The organism is Bacillus cereus group sp. MS39, from assembly GCF_040448665.1.
Taxonomy (GTDB): Bacteria; Bacillota; Bacilli; order Bacillales; family Bacillaceae_G; genus Bacillus_A; species Bacillus_A wiedmannii.
On sequence record NZ_CP123058.1, the window covers coordinates 2337658 to 2358756 of the forward strand.

Sequence of the window (21099 nt, forward strand, 5' to 3'; positions counted from 1 at the left end):
TATAAATGGTTATCGTGATTTTGGATTGTTATTGGCTGAAAGAATATTTATTGCAATGTTAGTTGGGAAACTTTTAATCCCAAATTAAAGGTCTTTCCAAGTTTATCATGCGTAAATATTGTAAAAATTGCCCTGCATGGACCGCATCATGATAGGCAATTCGTAATAGCATGTCGCCTAAATATCTTTGATAGCCAACATCGCTTCGATCAATAAGGGTTGAATCTAGCTCAGCTATGCTTATGGATTGTACATATTCTATGAAGTCAGTAAAGTATACTTGTGCCAATTCAGTTTCTTTTTTTACACAAGTAATCGGCTCGTCATCATACGGGAAATATATATCATTTATTGAGCCGTTGTTTTTTAAAATCATATGATAGTAAAAAGTTGAGCTCCATACATGACGAATCATTTCACCAAAGGACATAGCCTCATGATCAGGCTTCCAATTAAGAAAATTATTGGGAAGAGAATTCCATAATTTTTCTGAGCGCCTTCTCGTTTCTTTTAAATTTAATATACTAAGATCAATTGCATTCATAATACATTCTCCTTTACTATTAAACTTAAAATAATTGTATCAATTTAATAGTTAGGGTATCATCGAAATATGAATGTATATCCGAATATCTCATACATAGCTAAACTAATTGCTGAACCTACAAGAGCAATTATCTTAGATTGTTTAATGAACAATCAGGCACTACCTGCTAGTGAATTGGCTTATAAGGCAAAAGTTTCACATCCAACGATTAGTTCTCATCTTTCTAAATTAGTAGAGGGGAATCTACTTACAGTTGAACAACATGGTAGACATCGTTACTATCGACTTGCTAATCAAGAGGTAGCAGAAGTTCTTGAAAAGTTAGGAACAATTGCACCAACAGTCCAAGTTCGGTCTTTAAAACAATCGGATCAGTTAAAACAAATTCGTTATGCTCGAACTTGCTATGATCATCTTGCAGGCAGACTCGGTGTAGAGATAACTGAAAAATTACTACATAGGGAATTTATAATTTTAAAGGAAGGAGAATACATTGTAACGGAACAAGGTAAGCGGTGGTTTCTGAATTTTGGAATAAATGTTGAAACGGCAGATATAAAGAGAAGGGTATTTGCAAAACCTTGTCTTGATTGGAGTGAACGACGCTACCATATTTCTGGTTGGTTAGGATCTGCAATAGCAAAACTATTTTTTGAACAGGAATGGATTACAAAAACGGATAAGAATCGGGCTGTTCATCTTACAAAAAAAGGTATGAAGTTATTGAAAGACCAATTAGGCATTGATATGGACAATAAAAAAGTCCATATCAATGCAGTGCCTCCTGTCGAGTAAACAGTATTAAATAACCTGAGTTCTATATTTATATAGACTCAGGTTATTTAATTTCTTTTAAAATTTTTGAGGGTATCTGCGCAAGGCAACTTTAACCTCATTCGCTTTACGGAAAGAGCTTAAATGAAAACATAGTAGTTGAAGCAATTCTATTAAATTATTAATCATATTACTTAAAAATTATGCGTAAGAATATAGTAAATGAAGGGAGATATAAAATGAATAAAGTGAAACTGAAAGTATTTAATATAAAGTATGTCATGATATGTCTTTTATTCACGATTATATGTATTCTCACTTCATTCTTCATTTCTAGTAATTCAAACGTATTTAAATCTTATTATATTAACCAATTATTAGGAACGAATTCTACTAAAGGCCTTATGTATATGATAGGCAGTGAAAATCGTTATTTTGCAGAAGAATTTCATAAAGAAAAAGGACGAGCGTCTTTGGAATCTTTTTTACTTTCACTTTCTACAAATATTAATGTAAATGACCTTCGAAGCTTATTAACTCGAGAACTTCCAAATATGAATCAATTTTATTCGGAAATATTAATTGCTGGGGAAGGAACAGATTATACGAACATTCCTGAAGAATCCAGCATTCCTTTAGAGAATATTAAGGATAAAGGTTCTGCTATTGAGCACCCAAAGAGTGAGAAAGAAAACAATTCAAATACACAAAATAACGGTGAAAATAAAGTTTTTATTTATCATACACATAGTTGGGAGTCATTTATTCCTCTCATTCCAGGTGCTACTATACCAGATGATGCCTCTAGTACAAATAATGAAGTGAATATTACGTTTGTTGGAAACTATTTAAAACAAAAGTTAGAAGAAAAAGGAATAGGCGTTTCACATGATACGACAAATATGAGGGATTTTCTGCGAAATAAAAATTTAAATTGGGCACAATCTTACAAGGGATCCCGTCAAATATTACAAGATAAATTGGCGCAAGATAAAAATATTATGTTTCCAATGGACCTTCATAGAGATGATGCACGAAAAAATATTACAACAAAAAAGATTAATGGAAAGAATTATGCTCGTCTCTATTTTATATTAGGACGAGAGAATCCTAACTTTGAACAAAATAAAAAAATAGTAACGGCAATAAATTCATATTTAGATGAGAAGTATTACGGTTTAAGCCGAGGGATTTTTATTAAAGATCGTAAAAGCGGGAACGGAGTATATAATCAAGACCTTTCTCCAAATGCTTTACTTATTGAAATGGGAGGGGTAGATAATACACCAGAAGAACTGTATGCTTCAGTTGACGCATTAGTAGAAGCATTTAGCCACTATTATAATGAAGTAACAAAGAAAAATAACTAAATGTATAGGGAAAACTAGTATTTTTGTAAAATAAAAAGGAGTGACACCTAGTCAGGCGTTCTAGGGGGTTACTCCTTTTTTGTAGAATATGAGAAATATAACACTACCAATACACGTTATCAATTGAAAAAATCTTTCTTTTCATTCTTCTTTTTATCGTTTTATAGGAGAATGCTATGCTTCTTATTTCACCTACTGTATAATAAGAAAAAAGCAAGAAAAGAGGTCATCTCATGCTAGAAGTTATTGCAACATGTTTAGAAGATGTGAAACGAATTGAACGAGCTGGCGGGAACCGAATTGAATTAATTTCATCTTATACAGAAGGCGGTTTAACACCGAGTTATGCTTTTATTAAAAAAGCGGTAGAAGCAGTACATATACCGATTCACGTTATGATTCGTCCGCATGCGAAGTCTTTTACATATACGGAAGAAGAAATTGAAATGATGAAAGAGGATATTGTAGTTGCTCAAAATCTTGGAGTAGCTGGTGTTGTATTAGGTGTATTAAATGAAAAAAATGAAGTGGATGAAGAGAAACTAGCAGATTTACTATCTGTTGTAGATGGAATAAATGTAACGTACCACCGTGCGATAGATGATATAGAAAATCCAGTAGAAGCGATGAGAACTTTAAAGAAGTTTCATAAAGTGACTCACGTTTTAACTTCAGGTGGACAAGGAAATATAGTTGATAATATTCCGGTGCTTACAGATATGCAAAAGGTAAGTGATGGCCAAATTCAGCTTGTAGTTGGAGCTGGTGTGACGAAAGAAAATATAAAGAAATTACTAGATGAAACTGGAATTTCGCAAGCTCATGTCGGTACAGCGGTAAGAGAAGGGAAATCATGTTTTTCTGAAATTGATCTTAATTTAGTGCAAGAATTAGTTCAAATCATACAATAAACACGTAAGAAAGAGGAGAAACGATGAAGGAAAATACGAAGAAAGAATTATTCTCATGGGCTAAAACGATAGGATTTACACTAGTATTAATCGCTATTATTCGCGGTGTTTTATTTACACCTTCATTAGTACAAGGTGAATCGATGATGCCCACTTTAGAAAATAACGAGCGAGTTCTCGTAAATAAGATTGGTTATAGTATAAGTGGATTAGAGCGCTTTGATATTATTGTCTTCCACGGAAAAGAAGGATACGATTTAGTAAAACGAGTAATTGGTTTACCAGGCGATACAGTGGAGTATAAAAACGATGTTTTATATGTAAACGGAAAAGCGATGGAAGAACCATATTTAAAAGAGTTTAAAGAAAAAGCAGCAGGCCGTGTATTAACTCCAGACTTTACGTTAGAACAAATCACTGGAAAAACGAAAGTGCCAGAAGGCCAAGTGTTTGTTTTAGGAGATAATCGTGAAGTTTCGAAAGACGGTCGAATGTTCGGATTTATTTCAGAAGATGAAATTGTCGGAAAAGGCCAAGCTGTTTTCTGGCCGTTGAAACAAGTAAGAGCGTTATAAAGAAGTATGGGAGAAATATTCTTCCAGTGGATTTACATCACATTTTTTGTAAAACTGAATGTTCATTTAAGAAAGACAGAGGTCATTTTGATTATTATTTTTCAGAATGGCCTCTGTTTATTTGAAGATAGTATTGAAAGGAGGGAATTAAGATGACAACGAAAGAATCAAAAGTTATCTTAAACAGGAAAGGAGCCAGGAAAGTAAACGAAATTCCTAAAGAGGTCTTACAGTTACTACAGCAAGGGAAAATAGAAAGTGTTAATCTAACAGAATGGCTAGCTATAAATCATATTGAACTACTTAAAAATGTCTTACCTTCAATAGGACTCAAGAATAGTTTGGAATATATAGTAGGTGAATTGGAAAAACAGAACGTTGAAACAGGAATGAAAGTCATACGAATAATAGGCACTTTACTAGATGAAATTATAATCAAAGAGAATGAAGGAAACAAGGAAGACGTACTGTTAAAATTATCTAAGCATATTTCAGATAGTGTACGATGTTGGGCAGCGTTTATGAATAAAAAATCAAATAACACATTAAAAGATACATTAACGTATATTCGACCTTTTGCGGCGGATCATCATTTTGGTGTTCGAGAAATTGCTTGGATGTCAATTAGAGAAGATCTTTCACAAAATATAGAAGAAAGTGTGGAATTGTTAGTAGAATGGGCAAAAAGTGAAGATGAGAATATTCGCAGGTTCTCTGTAGAATCTATTCGTCCTCGAGGTGTATGGAGTAAACATATTGAAATATTAAAACAAGAACCTGAAAAAGCACTTCCCATTCTTAATTTACTTAAATCAGATCCATCAAAATATGTACAAGATTCGGTTGGAAACTGGTTAAATGATGCAAGTAAAACGAAACCGGATTGGGTAATGAACCTGTGTGAAGAATGGGAAAAGGATACTGACATAAAATCAACTAGTAGAATGATTAAAAAAGCTAAAAGAACGATTTTGAAAAATAAGTAATATGTAACTAATAGACTTGTTAGTTCTACGAAGGAACAATCAATCATGTTAAAAAAAGAATACTTTGAATAACTATGAGAAGAGCATGTATTGATTAATACATGCTTTTTATATTTTCTTTTCTATCGGTGTTATGAATGAAAGGTGATCAAATTTTATTTCAAATCTAAACTTCCGTACTTTTTTATTGTAATTTTTATTCTAATAGTTTTGTGGCAATATGTACTTTGGAAAGTGAACCGTCGTGATTTCTAAAGTTAATTTTATATTCACTGTCAGGAAGCGAATCACTCCAATATAAATTACATTCACTAATAGTTCGTTCTTCAGGTGTTAAAGTTCTATCAATCATCCAAGAGATTTTCATTTTATATAAATCACATATTATATGTGTTTTTTTAATAGCGGACAAAATATATCGGATTATGTACGTGAAAAAAATATTGATAGAATTGAAAGAATATTTTATAATTTTAAATTATATGTTTGTTTCGAAAAACGGAATTCAAGTTCCGAAATTCGGAACAAGAGGGAGATAGAATGAGTATAAATAAAACGGCAGTTAAGACAATGGATATTTTGGAATTGTTTTATGAGCATGAAGAACTAAGTTTAACAGAGATGGTTCAGCTTACGAGTATGCCGAAAACATCTGTTTATCGTTTAATTGGCTCGTTAGAAGAAATGGAGTTTTTACAAAAAAATGAGAAGGGGAAATATCGTCTCGGAGTCGTTTTTTTACGGTTCGGTCAACTTGTTTCACAAAGATTATCCGTAAGAAATATTGCGATTCCATATATGAAAGAGCTTAGAAATAGTTTAGGACAGGCAGTTAATTTAATTATTCAAGATGGTAATGACGCGATTTATGTGGAAAAGATGGAAGGCGTTCAGCCTGTACGCGTGTATACGGCGGTTGGAAGAAGAGCACCACTTTATGCTGGTGCATGTCCGAGAATTTTACTATCGTATTTCTCTGAGGAAGAGAAACGGAAATACATAGAGGAAACGGATTTAAAGCAGTTTGCAGATGGAACAATCGTGGATAAGAAGCAATTGCTAGAAGTGTTACAAATGGCGAAAAAGGAAGGACATACCATTAGCTACTCTGAGTTAGAAAATCATACTGCGGCTATAGCAGCGCCTATTTTTGCAAGCGATGGAACGGTTGTAGCAGGTATTAGTATTTCGGGATTAGCAATTGAGTATAGCGAAAGTAATATTTCATATTTTATCGCGAAGGTGAAAGAAACAGCACATCGCATTTCGAAAGAACTCGGCTTTTTGGCATAGAAAGAGGGAGTGGGATGAAATTTTCTGCGTTAGGGGATCAAGCAATTATTGTTACATTTGGTGAAGAAATTGGGATGGATACGTACGAACAAGTGCAACGATTATTTCAAGCATTGCAGCAACATCAGTTTGCAGGAATGATTGAATGCGTTCCGTCGTTTACTTCATTAGCTGTTTACTACAATTTATATGAAGTATGGAAGGGAAATGATAGAAAGATAAGACCGTATGATTACGTATGCCAATACATAACAGGAATGTTCGATACGTATAAGGAAGAGTTGAAACGAGATGTGAAACATATTTCTATACCAGTTTGCTACGGAGGAGAATATGGACCTGATTTAGAAGAGCTCGCACATTATCACGGTTTGCAAGTAGAAGATGTAATTCGAATACATAGTGAAACAACATATTTTGTGTATATGCTAGGTTTTACACCAGGGTTCCCGTATTTAGGAGGACTATCAAAAGAACTAGAAACACCTAGAAAAGAAATACCACGGTTACAAATCTCTCCTGGTTCGGTAGGTATTGGCGGAAATCAAACAGGTATATATCCGCTTGAAACACCAGGAGGATGGAATATTATTGGCCGAACTCCTATTTCATTATTTAATCCAGAACAAGAAACACCGACCTATATTCAAAGTGGTATGTATTTACGATTTATCCCAATAACGAAGGAAGAGTATGTATCACTTGAGGGGGCTAAAGAATGGATGTAGAGGTTTTACATGCAGGAATGTTTACAACAGTCCAAGATTTAGGGCGAGCTCATTATCAACAATACGGTGTACCAGTTGGCGGGGCCATGGATCAAAGTGCACTCCGGATGATCAATATGTTAGTCGGTAATGAAGAGAATGAAGCGGGACTCGAAATGACGATCAGGGGGCCTAAATTGTTAATAAAGAAAACGACTTTACTTGCGATTGGCGGAGCAAATATGGAGCCGTTACTGAATGGGAAGCGTATTCCATTATGGCGTCCCATTTTAGCGGAAGAAGGTAGTATGCTTTGTTTTGGGAAAGTGAAAAGCGGTTGCAGAGCGTATGTGACTTTTGCAGGTGGTATACATATTGATCGTACGATGGGAAGCAAAAGTACTTACATACGTGCTGCAATTGGTGGTATTGAAGGAAGAATGCTGAAAAAGGGAGATTATTTTCAAATTGGAACGCACACAGAAATGGCGAGTCATTGCATTCAAAACTTACAAAACGATGAGCGAAACAAAACGAAATGGGCAATTAGCAGCAGCATACTGCCACAGTATAAGAAGTACTCTAAGCTTCGCATCATAACTGATTTTGAATATGATCAATTTACAGAAGAAAGTATACAAGCATTTTTTACGAAAGAGTATAAAGTATCTAATTACGCTGACCGTATGGGCTATAGAGTTGAAGGAGAAGTTTTAAATAGAGTGGAAGAAAAAGAAATTTTATCGAGTCCCGTTACATTTGGGACTATTCAAGTTCCTAATGGAGGACAGCCGATTATATTAATGGCAGATAGGCAAACGACAGGTGGCTATCCGAGAATGGGAAATATTATTTCAGTAGATTTACCACTTCTTGCTCAGTTAAAACCGGGGGACTATGTTTCTTTTGAGAAAATTACGCTTGAGGAAGCGGAACAATTGTACATAGAACAAGAAGTAAATATGAATCTATTAAAGAAATTCATCACTTTACGAAGTTGACATTAGGAGGGAAATATCGTGACGACAATCGATTTAAATTGTGATTTAGGAGAAAGTTTTGGAGCTTATAAAATGGGGAATGATGATGAAATTCTTCCGTTCGTTTCCTCTATAAATGTTGCTTGTGGTTTTCATGCGGGTGATCCGGCCGTAATGAGGAAAACGGTCGAAAAGGCACTGCAGCACAATGTAGCAATAGGCGCACACCCTGGGTTTCCAGATTTAATTGGATTTGGTAGAAGGAACATGAATGTTTCAGCAAGTGAAGTATACGACTATGTTTTATATCAAATTGGCGCATTAGACGCTTTTGTGAAAGCGGCAGGCGGGAAAATGCAGCATGTAAAGCCACACGGTGCCTTATATAATATGGCGGCGACTGATCCGGAAATTGCAGATGCAATTGCAAAGGCAATTTCTCATGTGAATCCAAGTCTATTACTTTACGGATTAGCAAATAGCGAGGCGTTTATACAGGCTGCAGAAAAGTACAATGTAACTCTCGTACAAGAAGCCTTTGCAGATCGTACGTATAAGCAAGATGGAACGCTGACAAGCCGTACAGAAGAAAATGCGCTAATAAAAGATGAAGACGAAGCGATAAAACAAGTGCTTCAAATGGTGAAAGAAGGATATGTAAATTCGGTGAATGGCGAGAAAGTAGCGGTTCAGGCGAAAACGATTTGTTTACATGGTGATGGGGAAAAAGCAGTTCAATTTGCGGGGAAAATATACAGAACATTCGTACTTAATGGTATTTCTATTTGTGCACCAAAATAAAAAATAGGGGGAAGTGCTGGAATGATTAAATTAATCGGGATACTACTTGTTGCAGTTGGCTTTTTATTTAGATTAAATACACTGTTAGTCGTTATGGTTGCAGGTATTGTTACTGGTATGGTTTCAGGATTAAGTTTTTATGATGTGATCAGCATGTTCGGTAAATTTTTCATAGAAAATAGATATATGTCTATGCCAATTATATTAACTTTACCGGTAATCGGAATTTTAGAGCGTTACGGTTTAAAAGAAAGAGCAGAAGCACTTATAACGAAATCAAAAGGTGCAACAACTGGAAGAGTATTAATGTCATATTTTACGATAAGAGAATCATCAGCAGCACTAGGGCTTAATATTGGTGGTCATGCGCAAACAGTAAGACCGCTTGTTGCACCGATGGCAGAAGGGGCTGCGCAAGGTAAATACGGTAAACTTCCTGAAAAATTAAGAGAGAAGATTAAAGCAAACGCAGCGGCTGCGGAAAATACAGCTTGGTTTTTCGGAGAAGACATTTTTATCGCAACTGGTGCCATTTTATTAATGAAAGGATTCTTCGATTCAGTAGGTATGCATGTCGGTGTATGGGATATGGCACTTTGGGGTATTCCAACTGCAATATCTGCACTTATCGTGAGCTGGATTAGGTTTAGAAGGTTTGATAAATATATAGAGAAAACAATGAAGACAGAAGGAAAAGAAGAGAAGGAGGCAATATAATATGAACATCATAACTATGGATACAATCTATTATGTATTAGGTATAATCGTTGCCTTTATCGCTGTTCGTATTGCGTTTAATCGTGAACATCCAAATCGATTTGGTTCTAGCTTATTTTGGGCGTTATTTGCAGTTACATTTTTATTCGGAAATGTAATCCCTTCGTTTTACGTTGGCTGTATTGTGCTCGCAATGGTTATTTTAGCTTCACTAAATAAAGTAACAAAGTCTCAGGAGAAAGAAGTTCCAGTACAAGAACGTGTAAAACATGCTGAGAAATTAAAAAATAAAATTTTTATGCCTGCACTATTAATTCCTATTTTTACAATTATCGGTACGTTAACGTTAGGGAAAATTAAATGGGGGAATGTCTCCCTTGTTGATCCGGATAAAGTAACGCTAGTAGCTTTAGCACTAGGAGCATTACTTGCATTCGTTGCGGCTATGCGTATTACAAAATCGAAAATAACAACGCCTGTGCAAGAAGGAAGTAGACTATTACAAGCTGTCGGCTGGGCTGTTATTTTACCACAAATGCTAGCAGCACTTGGCGGTATTTTCGCAAAATCTGGCGTTGGCCAAGTCGTTTCTGATTTAGTCGGCCAAGTGTTACCGACAGAGTATCCGTTTGTTGCTGTTATGGCGTATTGTTTAGGAATGATGCTCTTTACAGTCGTAATGGGAAATGCTTTCGCGGCGTTTGCCGTTATTACTGGCGGAATTGGCTTACCTTTAATTGTTCAAATGCACGGGGGGAACCCAGCAATTATGGCAGCACTCGGTATGTTTGCTGGATATTGCGGAACGCTACTTACACCAATGGCAGCAAACTTTAATATCGTTCCGGCAATGCTTTTAGAGCTAAAAGATAAAAATGCAGTTATTAAAGCGCAAGTACCAATTGCTCTTTCAATCTTTATCATAAATATGTTTATTATGTATGGCCTTGTATATCGTTTCTAACTAGGAGGATAAAACTATGAAAACAGTATTATTAACAGGGTTCGATCCGTTCGGCGGAGAAAGTATCAACCCAGCTTGGGAAGTCGCAAAAAGTTTGCATGAAAAAACAATCGGAGAGTACAAGATTATTAGTAAACAAGTACCGACCGTATTTCATAAATCAATACAAGTTTTAAAAGAATATATAGAAGAACTAACCCCTGAAATAATTATATGTATCGGACAAGCTGGGGGTAGACCAGATATTACGGTAGAGCGTGTCGCAATTAACATTGATGATGCAAGAATTGCTGACAACGAAGGGAATCAGCCGGTAGATGTACCGGTTATAGAAGAAGGACCAGCTGCTTATTGGTCTACACTTCCGATGAAAGCAATTGTAAAAAAACTACAAGAAGAAGGCATACCGGCCTCCGTTTCACAAACAGCAGGTACATTCGTTTGTAATCACATCTTTTATGGTCTTATGCATGAACTAGAGAAACATGATACAAAAATGAAAGGCGGATTTATTCATATTCCGTTTTTACCAGAGCAAGCGAGTAACTATCCAGGCCAACCGAGTATGTCACTTACTACTATTAGTAAAGGGATAGAATTGGCGATTGAGGTAACGACGATAGTTGAGGTGGATATTGTGGAAGTTGGAGGTACGACGCATTAAGTAGAATGAATTGTACAACACCTCCTGTAAACAACTGGTATAATAAGAATAGGAAAATACATAGAGGTGATTGTTGTGCAGCAATTTGAAGAAGTACGTTCAATTTTAGAGCAAGCGAAGAAAATTACAGTGTTAACAGGTGCAGGAGCAAGTACGGAAAGTGGTATCCCAGATTTCCGTTCAGCAAATGGATTGTATGCTGATGCGAATGTCGAGATGTATTTATCAAGAGGATATTATAATAGAAGCCCGAAAGAATTTTGGAAGCATTATAAAGAAATATTTCAAATTAATACGTTTCATCAATATAAACCAAATCGTGGGCATCGCTTTTTAGCTGAATTAGAAGAGCAAGGGAAAGATATTACAATTTTAACGCAAAATATTGATGGTTTACATCAATTAGGTGGTAGTAAACATGTTATTGATCTACATGGAACACTGCAAACAGCGCATTGTCCAAAATGTAAAGCGGGATATGACTTGCAGTATATGATTGATCATGAAGTGCCTCGCTGTCAGAAATGTAATTTCATTTTAAATCCAGACGTTGTTTTATACGGAGATACATTGCCGCAATATCAAAATGCGATAACACGTTTATATGAAACAGATGTACTTATCGTTATGGGAACGTCATTAAAAGTACAACCCGTCGCTTCATTCCCGCAAATTGCAAAGAGGGAAATAGGGGCAACGACCATTTTAGTAAATGAAGAGTTAACAGGGCAAGAATATAACTTTGATTTTGTTTTTCAAAATAAGATTGGTGAGTTTGTTGAAGGTGTATCGTCGGTTAAATAAGTTATTATTTTTATGAAAAACTGAGGTGTATAGAGAACACCTCAGTTTTTTGTTTGAATAAAATTCATGTTATGACGAATTAAGGGGAATGGTAATAAATAGGACATAAAATTAAAAAACTGAAAATTAAATCTTTTATTTCTTTAGTAATTAATATAAAATTCTATATATATCATATAAATAAATTTGATACATAATGGTTCTATGTAGAAATGTTAATAGAATGAAGCGAGGGAGCGAAATGAGACAGAAAAAGGAGCAGAAGAAACAATCGAAAAAGAAAAAGACTCATATTCCTTTTCGATTAAATGTACTATTTTTTATCGTCTTTCTTTTATTTTCAGCTATTATAATTCAATTAGGTAAAGTACAAATCATTGATGGCGAAACGTATAGAAATGAAGTGAACAAAAAGGAAGATGTAACGGTAAGCACGCCTGTTCCTAGAGGAAAAATGTTTGATCGGCAAGGTCAAGTGATTGTAAATAACAAACCGCTACGAACCGTTACATATACGAAAATGAAAGGAGTAGATTCGAAAGAAGTTTTACAAGTAGCAAGAAACTTAGCACAGCTAATTGAAATGTCGCCAGAAGATATAAATAAGTTGACAGAAACAGATAAAAAAGATTTTTGGATGCAGTTAAATGAAAAACGAGCAGCAGAAAAAGTAACGAAAGAAGATGAGAGTGCATTTAGGAAGCAAGAGATAGAAGGGAAAGAATTAGATAAAAAAGTTGAAGAGTTGCGCCGTGAAAGAATTACGCTAGAAGAATTAAGCGAACTATCAAAAGAGGATTTAGAAGTACTAGCAATTAAAAGTAGGATGAATGCGGGATATAAAATGACGCCGCAAATTGTTAAAAAAGATGTAAGTCAAAATGAATATGCAATCGTAAGTGAAAGATTGGCAAGTTTGCCAGGAGTAGATACGACAGTGGATTGGGAACGTGAATACCCAAATGATAAAATACTTCGTTCCATACTTGGTAGCGTTTCGACTGAAAATGAGGGCTTGCCGAGAGAACAGTTAGATTATTATTTAGTGCGTGATTATAACCGAAATGATCGCATTGGTAAGAGTTACATCGAGAAACAGTACGAAGATGCATTACATGGAACGAAAGAACAGTCTAAAAATATTACGGATAAAGCGGGAAATATTATTCGGACAGAAAAGGTGACTGAAGGAAAAAGTGGAAATAATTTAATGTTAACAGTAGATATGGAGTTACAGAAAAAAGTAGAGGAAAGTCTTGAAAAGAATTTACGAGCATTTCATTCTGCAGAGCCGATGATGGATCGCGCGTTCGTTGTAATGATGAACCCGAAAAACGGCCAAATTTTATCAATGGCAGGAAAGAAAATTGTAAATAAAGATGGCGGAATGCAAATAGAAGACTTCGCTTTAGGAACGATGACAAGTTCTTATGAGTTAGGATCAACTGTGAAAGGGGCTACGTTATTAGCCGGATATCAAACTGAAACAATTAAGCCGTATACGCATTTCTTTGATGCACCAATGTATTTTAAAGGAAGTACTAAGCCAAAGAAATCGTGGAAAGATTTTGGTGATATTGATGATTTAAGAGCTTTACAAGTTTCATCAAACGTTTATATGTTTAATACAGCATTAAAAATGGCAGGTATTAATTATGTGCCAAACAATCCGTTAGATATTAAAAAAGAGACATTTAATAAAATGCGTTACTACTTTAGACAGTTTGGCTTAGGTGTACCAACTGGTATTGACTTGCCGAATGAATCGATTGGTCAAATGGGTAGAACGGATAACATACCTGGCTTTTTACTTGATTATGCGATTGGACAGTACGATACATATACGCCGCTTCAGCTTGCTCAATATATGTCAACAATTGCAAACGGCGGATACCGAATGAAACCACAAATTGTGCAAGAAGTGAGAGAGCAACCACATAGACCAGAGGATGTTGGAAAAGTTGTTCGGTCTATTGAACCAGTTATTTTAAATCGAGTGGATATGGACACTTCATACATTAATCATGTAAAAGAAGGATTTAGAAGAGTTTTTCAAGAAACTGACGGAACAGGTACGGCAACGTTTAAAGGATTACCATATAAACCAGCTGGAAAAACAGGAACAGCTGAAACTGTATACGGTGGAGAAAGTGATATTGGAAGAGATGAAAACAATAACCGGAAAAAATGTTATAATTTAACTCTTGCCGGTTATGCACCATATGATGCTGATCCGGAAGTAGCTTTTTCAGTTGTTGTACCTTGGGTGAATGATGACAAATCAGGAATTAATTCCGCGATTGGTAAAGAGATTTTGGATGCGTATTTTGAATTGAAAACGAAAAGAGCGGGTGGAAATCCAGTCCCAGTAGAACAACCGAACAAGGCCCAGTAAAAATAGTATCACTGCATGGAGACATATTGTGCAGTGATATATTTTTTGAGTTAAAAAGCGTTTAAATAAGGTGGGAATGGATATGAAACAGGAGATTAAAAGAGGCTGGGGGAAATACATACTCTTCGTGTTTGTTTTGGTAGTAGCCTATCATTCTTTTACTTTATGTAAAGTGGAAGGGAAATCGATGCAACCGACTTTATATGAAGAAGACTACGTATTTGTAAATAAAGCAGCAGTACATTTTTCAAATTTAGAGCACGGAGAAATTGTCATTATAAAGGAAGAGGATGAGTCGAAATATTATGTAAAACGAGTAATAGGACTTCCTGGTGACGTAATTAACATAAAGAATGGATCAGTATATTTGAATGATAAAAAGCAAGAAGAACCGTATACAAATAAAGATTTATTCAATAATACGCAAGTGTTTTATAACTTTCAAAAGACGAAAATCCCGCCAAATAAATTATTTGTAATGGGAGATAACCGTGAACTTAGTAGAGATAGTCGAAATGGCTTAGGATATATTGAAGAAGATAATATAATAGGCAAAGTGGAATTTGTATATTATCCTTTTTCAAAAATGAAGATTATAGAATAAGTGGGGTTATACACAACCCCACTTATTAAAGTTTCACTTTACCCCGCATTAACGGGCAGTAAGCCCCCCCACCTCAAAATTCAGCTGTACAAAGGAGTTAGGTGGGAGATCAACTGCCCGTAAAAGCCCGATTGGTTCAACTAATAATAAGTGGGGATGACCCCCCCACTTATTAAAGTTTCACTTTATCTTCTTTAAAAAACCTTTTGGATTAAATGATATGAAAAACTTATGTTTAGATTCATCAATTATGAAGTTGTTGTTTTTAGCTAAAAACTCTTCTACAGCTTCCATTGGGCCAGGGCCCCAATCGGGAGAAACAGGATTTCCATTAATAGATGTATCCTCTACAATAATATAACTACCAGTAGTAACGATAGATTTATAAAGTAAAAGTTCTTTTGATACATGCTCTTTACTATGATTAGAATCTAAAATAACTAAAATCACATCATCAGGTTTGCGCATATTTAATATAGTTTGAACGGCATGTACAGAAACAGAAGAAGCTGTTACATACGTAATTCGGTCATGGGATGGACGATTTGGTTGAGGGAATATATCAATAGTAACAACGTGACCCTTTCCAATTAAATCTAATATAGAAGCTAAATACAATGCGCTACCACCATAACAAGTGCCACATTCAATAATTAAATCGGGTTTTAATTCGTAAATAATTTCTTGATACAAAAAAAGATCAGAGGGAAGTTTGAAAATGGGGACCCCAAGCCAGTGTGTATCATGTAACCAAACGTTGCTGTCGTAATAAAGTTTTAGAAATTCATTGCTTATAGTATCGATGTTAATTCTCCTTTCTAAAAAGGATTCTTTCGCTTTACGTAAAGTGCTTACGTATGAAAGTTGTACTATATATTATGTGATAAGGAATTGTAAGGCGAGTGTTTTCACTTAAAAATAAGCTAAATAACTCATGTGTAAAGGGAAGGAAATGGACGTATGTATAAGTATACAATTTGCTTCATTAGAAAAGGAAATGAAAATGATGTGAAGGAGATAACTTAAACTATGGCATTCAAAAGCGAGGAAGAACTGAATAAAGCTTTCGAGGCAGCTAAAGCGAGCCTAGAACTAGAAGGTATGACCATTACAAAAGAAATGGAAAAAGTTATAAAAGAAAAGTTAGCCGGAAAGATAACGCACGAGCAACTTATTACATTAGCTGATGCGATTGCGAGAAGCGAACTTACTTAACGAACTAGAGGCGCTACAAACTATTTTTGGAGAGTTCAGATACTAAAAAAATAGTTTGTCTCTTGCTTTATAGAAAATTTATCCAACAATATATATACGTAGTACGTTCTATGCTACAATTTACTATAAGTGAGGAAGGAAGGTGTCTTATGAAAATATCTGTTTATGTTGCAAGTGCATTTAGCAAGGATCATAAAGGCGGAAATAAAGCAGGAGTAGTATTTATGGAGAATACATTGACCACTACTCAAAAAATGGCAATAGCCAAACAACTGGGCTATGCGGAAACTGCATTTATATCAGAGTCCGAAATTGCTGATTATAAATTTGAGTATTTTACACCAAAAGAGGAAGTTGATTTATGTGGTCATGCCACAATTGGCTCTTTCGCGATACTGATGCATGTAAATAAACTTTTCAAGAATCGCTATACGATTGAAACGAACAGCGGTGTTCTTACTATTACCATAAAAGATGACATCATATTCATGGAACAAAACGAACCGATATTCTATGATGTTATATCTCCAAATGAGTTTATCGACTGCTTTGACATTAAAGATATAGACAATGCATACCCAATTCAAATTGTCTCCACGGGCTTAAAAGATATTTTAATTCCTATAAAAAGCGAAACACAATTACATACAATGCAACCTAATTTTGAAAAAATTAAAGAAATCAGCAAGTATTATAATGTTGTCGGGATGCATCTATATACTTTTAATGACAATCGAATTATATGCAGAAACTTTGCTCCGCTATACGATATCAATGAAGAAGCAGCGACTGGAACTTCAAACGGTGCATTAGCTTGCTACCTTTATGAACAGCGCTACTTACAAAAAGAAGTTTATGTATTTGAACAAGGTTATTCTTTACACTCGCCTTCCGAAATATTAGTTAAATTAGCAACCGATAGCGAGAATAAAATAGAAAAAGTTTATGTTGGTGGCAAAGGCTATTACTGTGAAACGAAGTGTTTAAATATAGAAAATATTGAGTGAAAATAAAAAAAGAGATGGTAGATCCATCTCTTTTTCATATGCTCCATGATTAACCGCGAATCGCTTTAATCATAAAACGATGTTGCTTCACATCAAAATATCCTTTTTGCAAGATGATCTCATGTATACGATATAATTCCTCATAGTAACCTTCGACAGTAAAATCAGGAATTTGCCACGGAACTGCTTTTAAATAATAGACGATCGCACCAATGTCATAAAAACGTTGAAAAGGGAACTCTTCTTTTGCTTCTAAAATAGTAAATCCATTTTCCTCTAATTGACTACATGCCGTTTCAAGCGACCAACTTGCAAATTCGCTATTTAGCGGTGCGCTAAACTGCTCATTTAGTTCCGCACAATCGAGACCACCAACTTGTTGTGTAAGGAAAATTCCATTTGGAGAAAGGATTCTGTTTACCTCAGAGGCAGCATATGATTCATGCTGATTTATAATGAAATCAAACTGACCATCTTGAAATGGTAAAGCAGTATCATCCGTTACCTCTATAACTGTAACCCCTAAAGGTTCTAATTTCTTCCGAGCAATTGGCACGTTTGGAGCATAGCCCTCAGTCGCAAAAATAGTTGATGGGAACGGTTGTAACATAGATAAAAATTCTCCGCCGCCAGTGCCCATATCAAGCATTGATTTTGCACGCTGCATAAGCTGGAAAGCAGTGCTGCCGTACGACCACGATAAAGGCTCGCTATTCATTCGACCCGTTTCTGAAATGAAAGAAAAATCCCAGCCGCTAAAATGTGTATTTGCACTTTCTAATAAAGTTAAAAATAATGGATCACGTTTCATAATTGTATCCTCCTATTTTGTAAGTAAATGATATGATGAGAAAAGAAAAAAGGAGGACCTCTTATTAAAGTGGAACGGTTTTACGTTTCATGTTCGAATAGATTCATATAAATTCGCTCCTTGATAGAGTGATTATTTGTATATTCGGGATAATCGAGTGGAAATCCTTTGAAGTTATAAGGCAAGGTGAGAGTACAACTAAATTTTGGATGGGCTATATAGTGAAACTGCATTGTGCCAAGATATTTCACATTTCTGTTACATAACAATAAAGTCGTACTGTTTATAAAAAAGTGGAACCGTTCACTCCCTTTAGATTTACTTATCTATGGGGATGTTTTTATTTATATAAGAAATTGATATATATATACTGAATATAAAAATTTTATTCTTTGAAAATATTCCATAATTTAGTATTGTTTATATATGGAATATTTAGTTTGTACGAAAGGGGGAATAAGATGTTTTTACAAAAGTATAAGGGTTTGATTCTAGGGATAGTGGGTGCTGTATTAGGAGTAATATCTTTTGTTTACCTTAAAGATTTGGATTATATATATAAGACGGGCCTTAAGTTATTATCTGTAACATTAATCGTTATAGGATGGGGTATTGCCTGTGATTCGACCCGTTTCTATAAAAAAGAGAATAATAATGTATAGGTGTTATTATTCTCTTTTTTATACAGTCTTTAATTAGCGAACATTTCTTATGCAAGGAAGAGGGCAAGGTGCTATATGAAAAGAATGAAAAATGTAATGTTGCTATTGTTATGTTTCTTATGTTTAAGTGGTTGTAATTATGAAGATGAAGATCAGGTGAAAAAATATGTGAAAAAAAAGCACGGAATTGATGTGATTGTAACAGATTGGGGTGCTATACATGAAGGGAATATGGGACATACATATCATACTGTTCAAGCAAAAAATAATAAAAATATTCAATTTAGAGTAGAGGTAGATGGTTTCTTATATTCAAGAATAAAAGGGGATGAATATCAATACGGGAAAAAAACATATGAGGAATATAAGAAATTCAAACCCATGCTAGAAGAAATTAAAAAATTAGGTTACGTGGAACCTGAAAATAAAAATGTTTTTCAATATATAGTGGATGATGATTATATAGAGGAGAAACCAACTGATAAGTTATTATTAACTTTAAAAACGAGTGACAAGATTGATTACAGTCAATTTGAATCAAAAGAATTAGATCGTTTATATGCTCTATTCCAATTCATTCAGAAGAGTAATAAAAAGATAACAAAACTTGAAATTGAGGATCATAATGGTGAATCTATAGGCTTACCTTTTGATAATGTGCAAAAAGCTATAACGAAAGAAGAACTGCTTTTAACAATGAAAAACACTGTAAGAGGTTATTGGACATATTTGATTCAAACTGAAACAAAAGTAGGCGAAAGGTTAAATGAAATTCAAAATGATCGTTTTGTAATTGAAGATATTACTTGTTCACAGCCGAAAGACGGCAACTGTCTAGAGTATGAATTGACTTTAGTTTTCAATGACAGTGAGATAAAATATAGAAATGATTCCTATGTAATAGAGGATTTGAGAAAGGTAGTCACTATTCTTAAAGAAGAACTATATAATAAGGAATTTAACATATTTTTAAGGAACAAGGATGGAACAAGTTATTCACTCTGGCTATCATCAGAAAAAATCAAGAAAAATGATAACATAGAAGAGCTAGTAAAATAAAGGTATAAAGAAGAATTTTAAAGCACTTTTTACGTTTATTATTGCTTTATTCAAAAGGAAAAACCGCTTATACTTCATTCTTGAAGCATAAGCGGTTTTGTTTAAAATACTCAAAAAGAAAAATCTTTTGGTAAAGTACCATTTTTAATAACCGTTCGTAACCCATGTTTTATAATCCAAGGATTAACTGGATGCTGTTTATCACGCAATTGTTGCAACCATTGAAAAACGAGTTCTTTATTTTCTTTCGTAATGTCATTGATATGATTGGCTACAGATTTTTGGACATATTTAGACGGATCATTCATTAAAGGTTCAAGAAGTTGTAAATTGTTCTTAAAGTCACCTTTTAGAGCTCCAATTTTTTTAGCCCAAGGAAGTCTTGGTCTTGTACCTTCAGAAACTAATCTTCTAATGTGGCTGTTTTCGTCATGAATCCACTGTTGTAATATGTCTAGTGTATCTTCATGATATGTTTCAAGAAAAGGCCGAATGGCATATTCAGCAGTATTCCTTTTTGTTATTTCATACATGGCGTTGAAAGAGGAGTCAAAATCGTTAAGTCCATATTTTTCAACGTATTTTGCGATAGGCATGTACATATATCCGTTTGTAAATGTGCCTACTTCTGTTGTATTTTCTGGCCCCAATGTTTTCAGTAAAATATGTATTGCTGCATGAAAATCTTTTTGTAAAGCATTGTGTAATTCATCTGCTATTACTTCAATACGCTGCTTTAACTCTAAATTTTCAACTTTACATGTTACGGAAGATACAAAGTTTCTTTTAGAGAAAGTAGGATCGTGTTTACAAATAGAATCAGCCATTTTTTCTGCCAATTCTTCGTTAAATAAAAATTTTAATGGAACATATTTACCCATTTTTTTCACCTCAGTGGTCAGTTGAGAACAAGTTTTATTTTTTTATCGACAATCCATAAACTAAAGTCTCACTCGGAGTCGTAATACTAAAACCTGTCGTCTTATAATCAAGTTTCACCGTATCACCAGTGTAGTCTTTCGTAAATGAATCCATTTGTACAATAAAATCAGCACCTTCATATACAACATCATCTGCATCATATGTATCCAAAATTAAATCAACATCAACGAAAATACTACAAGAGTTTGTCATTGTTCCTCTAATGCGAATGATTTTTTTGTCTTCACGTTCTAATCTATGTATAGCTGCTTTTGCTTCATCAGTAATGCGAATGTTCATGGTATCCCAACCTTTATTTATATTTCCTTTAT

The 21099-nt window shown here is 34.6% G+C and carries 24 protein-coding genes and 1 pseudogene; 19 read left to right on the plus strand and 6 right to left on the minus strand.

The features are described 5' to 3' along the window. Positions 1-73: 73 nt before the first annotated feature. Complete coding sequence (locus tag QEP67_RS12315; protein ID WP_000991280.1) at positions 74-544, minus strand: DinB family protein; 471 nt, start codon at positions 542-544, stop codon at positions 74-76. A 69-nt stretch (positions 545-613) separates the two neighbouring features. Here QEP67_RS12315 and QEP67_RS12320 point away from each other — a divergent pair, with 69 nt between their 5' ends. The 5 genes from QEP67_RS12320 (at position 614) to QEP67_RS12340 (ending at position 5163) form a co-directional block, all read left to right on the plus strand. Then, positions 614-1342: a helix-turn-helix transcriptional regulator gene (locus QEP67_RS12320; RefSeq protein ID WP_001103791.1), complete on the plus strand. Its 729-nt coding sequence runs from the start codon at positions 614-616 to the stop codon at positions 1340-1342. Between the two features lie 218 nt (positions 1343-1560). Beyond that, positions 1561-2691, plus strand: coding sequence for a stage II sporulation protein P (locus tag QEP67_RS12325; RefSeq protein WP_001045275.1), 1131 nt, complete (start codon positions 1561-1563; stop codon positions 2689-2691). Between the two features lie 233 nt (positions 2692-2924). After that, complete coding sequence (locus QEP67_RS12330; RefSeq protein WP_048566128.1) at positions 2925-3602, plus strand: copper homeostasis protein CutC; 678 nt, start codon at positions 2925-2927, stop codon at positions 3600-3602. 23 nt (positions 3603-3625) lie between these two features. Next, the gene (gene lepB, locus QEP67_RS12335; RefSeq protein WP_000662493.1) at positions 3626-4177 is read left to right on the plus strand and encodes a signal peptidase I; all 552 of its coding nucleotides are present in this window, start codon (positions 3626-3628) and stop codon (positions 4175-4177) included. A gap of 152 nt (positions 4178-4329) precedes the next feature. Beyond that, positions 4330-5163, plus strand: a complete 834-nt coding sequence (locus QEP67_RS12340) for a DNA alkylation repair protein (protein WP_074650743.1) — start codon at positions 4330-4332, stop codon at positions 5161-5163. Between the two features lie 196 nt (positions 5164-5359). On the opposite strand, the pseudogene QEP67_RS12345 reads toward QEP67_RS12340, so the two are convergent. Beyond that, a pseudogene (locus tag QEP67_RS12345) lies at positions 5360-5539 on the minus strand (hypothetical protein); the annotation flags it as partial. A 164-nt stretch (positions 5540-5703) separates the two neighbouring features. Here QEP67_RS12345 and QEP67_RS12350 point away from each other — a divergent pair. The 10 genes from QEP67_RS12350 (at position 5704) to lepB (QEP67_RS12395) (ending at position 15092) form a co-directional block, all read left to right on the plus strand. Next, the gene (locus QEP67_RS12350; RefSeq protein WP_353706587.1) at positions 5704-6456 is read left to right on the plus strand and encodes an IclR family transcriptional regulator; all 753 of its coding nucleotides are present in this window, start codon (positions 5704-5706) and stop codon (positions 6454-6456) included. Positions 6457-6470: 14 nt separating this feature from the next. Continuing rightward, a complete protein-coding gene (gene pxpB / locus QEP67_RS12355; RefSeq protein ID WP_000672248.1) occupies positions 6471-7184 on the plus strand; it encodes a 5-oxoprolinase subunit PxpB in 714 nt (237 codons plus the stop codon). Beyond that, positions 7175-8164: a biotin-dependent carboxyltransferase family protein gene (locus QEP67_RS12360; RefSeq protein ID WP_064057522.1), complete on the plus strand. Its 990-nt coding sequence runs from the start codon at positions 7175-7177 to the stop codon at positions 8162-8164. The genes pxpB and QEP67_RS12360 overlap by 10 nt, the downstream gene beginning before the upstream one ends. A gap of 18 nt (positions 8165-8182) precedes the next feature. Next, complete coding sequence (gene pxpA / locus QEP67_RS12365; protein WP_064057523.1) at positions 8183-8944, plus strand: 5-oxoprolinase subunit PxpA; 762 nt, start codon at positions 8183-8185, stop codon at positions 8942-8944. Positions 8945-8965: 21 nt separating this feature from the next. Then, on the plus strand, positions 8966-9661 hold the full coding sequence (locus QEP67_RS12370) for a DUF969 domain-containing protein (RefSeq protein WP_000593393.1): 696 nt from the start codon (positions 8966-8968) through the stop codon (positions 9659-9661). Position 9662: 1 nt separating this feature from the next. Continuing rightward, on the plus strand, positions 9663-10625 hold the full coding sequence (locus tag QEP67_RS12375; protein ID WP_353706588.1) for a DUF979 domain-containing protein: 963 nt from the start codon (positions 9663-9665) through the stop codon (positions 10623-10625). Between the two features lie 16 nt (positions 10626-10641). After that, on the plus strand, positions 10642-11289 hold the full coding sequence (gene pcp, locus QEP67_RS12380) for a pyroglutamyl-peptidase I (protein WP_353706589.1): 648 nt from the start codon (positions 10642-10644) through the stop codon (positions 11287-11289). 75 nt (positions 11290-11364) lie between these two features. Beyond that, positions 11365-12093 (plus strand): NAD-dependent protein deacylase, encoded by a 729-nt coding sequence (locus QEP67_RS12385; RefSeq protein WP_064460340.1) that lies wholly within the window; start codon positions 11365-11367, stop codon positions 12091-12093. Positions 12094-12334: 241 nt separating this feature from the next. Continuing rightward, complete coding sequence (locus tag QEP67_RS12390; RefSeq protein ID WP_001249200.1) at positions 12335-14488, plus strand: penicillin-binding protein 2; 2154 nt, start codon at positions 12335-12337, stop codon at positions 14486-14488. A gap of 82 nt (positions 14489-14570) precedes the next feature. Then, a complete protein-coding gene (gene lepB / locus QEP67_RS12395) occupies positions 14571-15092 on the plus strand; it encodes a signal peptidase I (protein WP_000806884.1) in 522 nt (173 codons plus the stop codon). Positions 15093-15272: 180 nt separating this feature from the next. Here the strand turns inward: lepB (QEP67_RS12395) and QEP67_RS12400 are convergent, their stop codons facing one another. Continuing rightward, on the minus strand, positions 15273-15896 hold the full coding sequence (locus QEP67_RS12400) for a CmcI family methyltransferase (RefSeq protein ID WP_353706630.1): 624 nt from the start codon (positions 15894-15896) through the stop codon (positions 15273-15275). 225 nt (positions 15897-16121) lie between these two features. Here QEP67_RS12400 and QEP67_RS12405 point away from each other — a divergent pair, with 225 nt between their 5' ends. Further along, a complete protein-coding gene (locus QEP67_RS12405) occupies positions 16122-16307 on the plus strand; it encodes an antitoxin VbhA family protein (RefSeq protein ID WP_000874723.1) in 186 nt (61 codons plus the stop codon). A 149-nt stretch (positions 16308-16456) separates the two neighbouring features. Next, entirely contained in the window at positions 16457-17314 is an 858-nt protein-coding gene (locus tag QEP67_RS12410) for a PhzF family phenazine biosynthesis protein (protein ID WP_000704332.1), read from the plus strand. A 49-nt stretch (positions 17315-17363) separates the two neighbouring features. Here the strand turns inward: QEP67_RS12410 and QEP67_RS12415 are convergent, their stop codons facing one another. Continuing rightward, positions 17364-18125 carry a class I SAM-dependent methyltransferase gene (locus QEP67_RS12415; RefSeq protein ID WP_000817581.1) on the minus strand — a complete coding sequence of 254 codons (762 nt, stop codon included), beginning with the start codon at positions 18123-18125 and terminating at the stop codon, positions 17364-17366. 461 nt (positions 18126-18586) lie between these two features. Between QEP67_RS12415 and QEP67_RS12420 the strand changes: the two genes are divergently transcribed. Together QEP67_RS12420 and QEP67_RS12425 are read left to right on the plus strand one after the other, a co-directional pair. Then, positions 18587-18787 carry a hypothetical protein gene (locus QEP67_RS12420; protein ID WP_000479693.1) on the plus strand — a complete coding sequence of 67 codons (201 nt, stop codon included), beginning with the start codon at positions 18587-18589 and terminating at the stop codon, positions 18785-18787. A 75-nt stretch (positions 18788-18862) separates the two neighbouring features. Further along, on the plus strand, positions 18863-19846 hold the full coding sequence (locus QEP67_RS12425) for a hypothetical protein (RefSeq protein ID WP_000827142.1): 984 nt from the start codon (positions 18863-18865) through the stop codon (positions 19844-19846). Positions 19847-19956: 110 nt separating this feature from the next. Here the strand turns inward: QEP67_RS12425 and QEP67_RS12430 are convergent, their stop codons facing one another. Continuing rightward, positions 19957-20727, minus strand: coding sequence for a DNA alkylation repair protein (locus tag QEP67_RS12430; protein ID WP_000521706.1), 771 nt, complete (start codon positions 20725-20727; stop codon positions 19957-19959). Positions 20728-20761: 34 nt separating this feature from the next. After that, positions 20762-21067 (minus strand): iron-sulfur cluster biosynthesis family protein, encoded by a 306-nt coding sequence (locus QEP67_RS12435; RefSeq protein WP_001026171.1) that lies wholly within the window; start codon positions 21065-21067, stop codon positions 20762-20764. Between the last annotated feature and the right edge of the window lie 32 nt (positions 21068-21099).

Excerpts from the sequence above, each read along its gene's own strand:
- QEP67_RS12315 (WP_000991280.1), bottom strand. The coding sequence starts at position 544 with ATGAATGCAATTGATCTTAGTATATTAAATTTAAAAGAAACGAGAAGG.
- QEP67_RS12320 (WP_001103791.1), top strand. The coding sequence starts at position 614 with ATGAATGTATATCCGAATATCTCATACATAGCTAAACTAATTGCTGAA.
- QEP67_RS12325 (WP_001045275.1), top strand. The coding sequence starts at position 1,561 with ATGAATAAAGTGAAACTGAAAGTATTTAATATAAAGTATGTCATGATA.
- QEP67_RS12330 (WP_048566128.1), top strand. The coding sequence starts at position 2,925 with ATGCTAGAAGTTATTGCAACATGTTTAGAAGATGTGAAACGAATTGAA.
- lepB (WP_000662493.1), top strand. The coding sequence starts at position 3,626 with ATGAAGGAAAATACGAAGAAAGAATTATTCTCATGGGCTAAAACGATA.
- QEP67_RS12340 (WP_074650743.1), top strand. The coding sequence starts at position 4,330 with ATGACAACGAAAGAATCAAAAGTTATCTTAAACAGGAAAGGAGCCAGG.
- QEP67_RS12350 (WP_353706587.1), top strand. The coding sequence starts at position 5,704 with ATGAGTATAAATAAAACGGCAGTTAAGACAATGGATATTTTGGAATTG.
- pxpB (WP_000672248.1), top strand. The coding sequence starts at position 6,471 with ATGAAATTTTCTGCGTTAGGGGATCAAGCAATTATTGTTACATTTGGT.
- QEP67_RS12360 (WP_064057522.1), top strand. The coding sequence starts at position 7,175 with ATGGATGTAGAGGTTTTACATGCAGGAATGTTTACAACAGTCCAAGAT.
- QEP67_RS12370 (WP_000593393.1), top strand. The coding sequence starts at position 8,966 with ATGATTAAATTAATCGGGATACTACTTGTTGCAGTTGGCTTTTTATTT.
- QEP67_RS12375 (WP_353706588.1), top strand. The coding sequence starts at position 9,663 with ATGAACATCATAACTATGGATACAATCTATTATGTATTAGGTATAATC.
- pcp (WP_353706589.1), top strand. The coding sequence starts at position 10,642 with ATGAAAACAGTATTATTAACAGGGTTCGATCCGTTCGGCGGAGAAAGT.
- QEP67_RS12390 (WP_001249200.1), top strand. The coding sequence starts at position 12,335 with ATGAGACAGAAAAAGGAGCAGAAGAAACAATCGAAAAAGAAAAAGACT.
- lepB (WP_000806884.1), top strand. The coding sequence starts at position 14,571 with ATGAAACAGGAGATTAAAAGAGGCTGGGGGAAATACATACTCTTCGTG.
- QEP67_RS12405 (WP_000874723.1), top strand. The coding sequence starts at position 16,122 with ATGGCATTCAAAAGCGAGGAAGAACTGAATAAAGCTTTCGAGGCAGCT.
- QEP67_RS12410 (WP_000704332.1), top strand. The coding sequence starts at position 16,457 with ATGAAAATATCTGTTTATGTTGCAAGTGCATTTAGCAAGGATCATAAA.
- QEP67_RS12415 (WP_000817581.1), bottom strand. The coding sequence starts at position 18,125 with ATGAAACGTGATCCATTATTTTTAACTTTATTAGAAAGTGCAAATACA.
- QEP67_RS12420 (WP_000479693.1), top strand. The coding sequence starts at position 18,587 with ATGTTTTTACAAAAGTATAAGGGTTTGATTCTAGGGATAGTGGGTGCT.
- QEP67_RS12425 (WP_000827142.1), top strand. The coding sequence starts at position 18,863 with ATGAAAAGAATGAAAAATGTAATGTTGCTATTGTTATGTTTCTTATGT.
- QEP67_RS12430 (WP_000521706.1), bottom strand. The coding sequence starts at position 20,727 with ATGGGTAAATATGTTCCATTAAAATTTTTATTTAACGAAGAATTGGCA.
- QEP67_RS12435 (WP_001026171.1), bottom strand. The coding sequence starts at position 21,067 with ATGAACATTCGCATTACTGATGAAGCAAAAGCAGCTATACATAGATTA.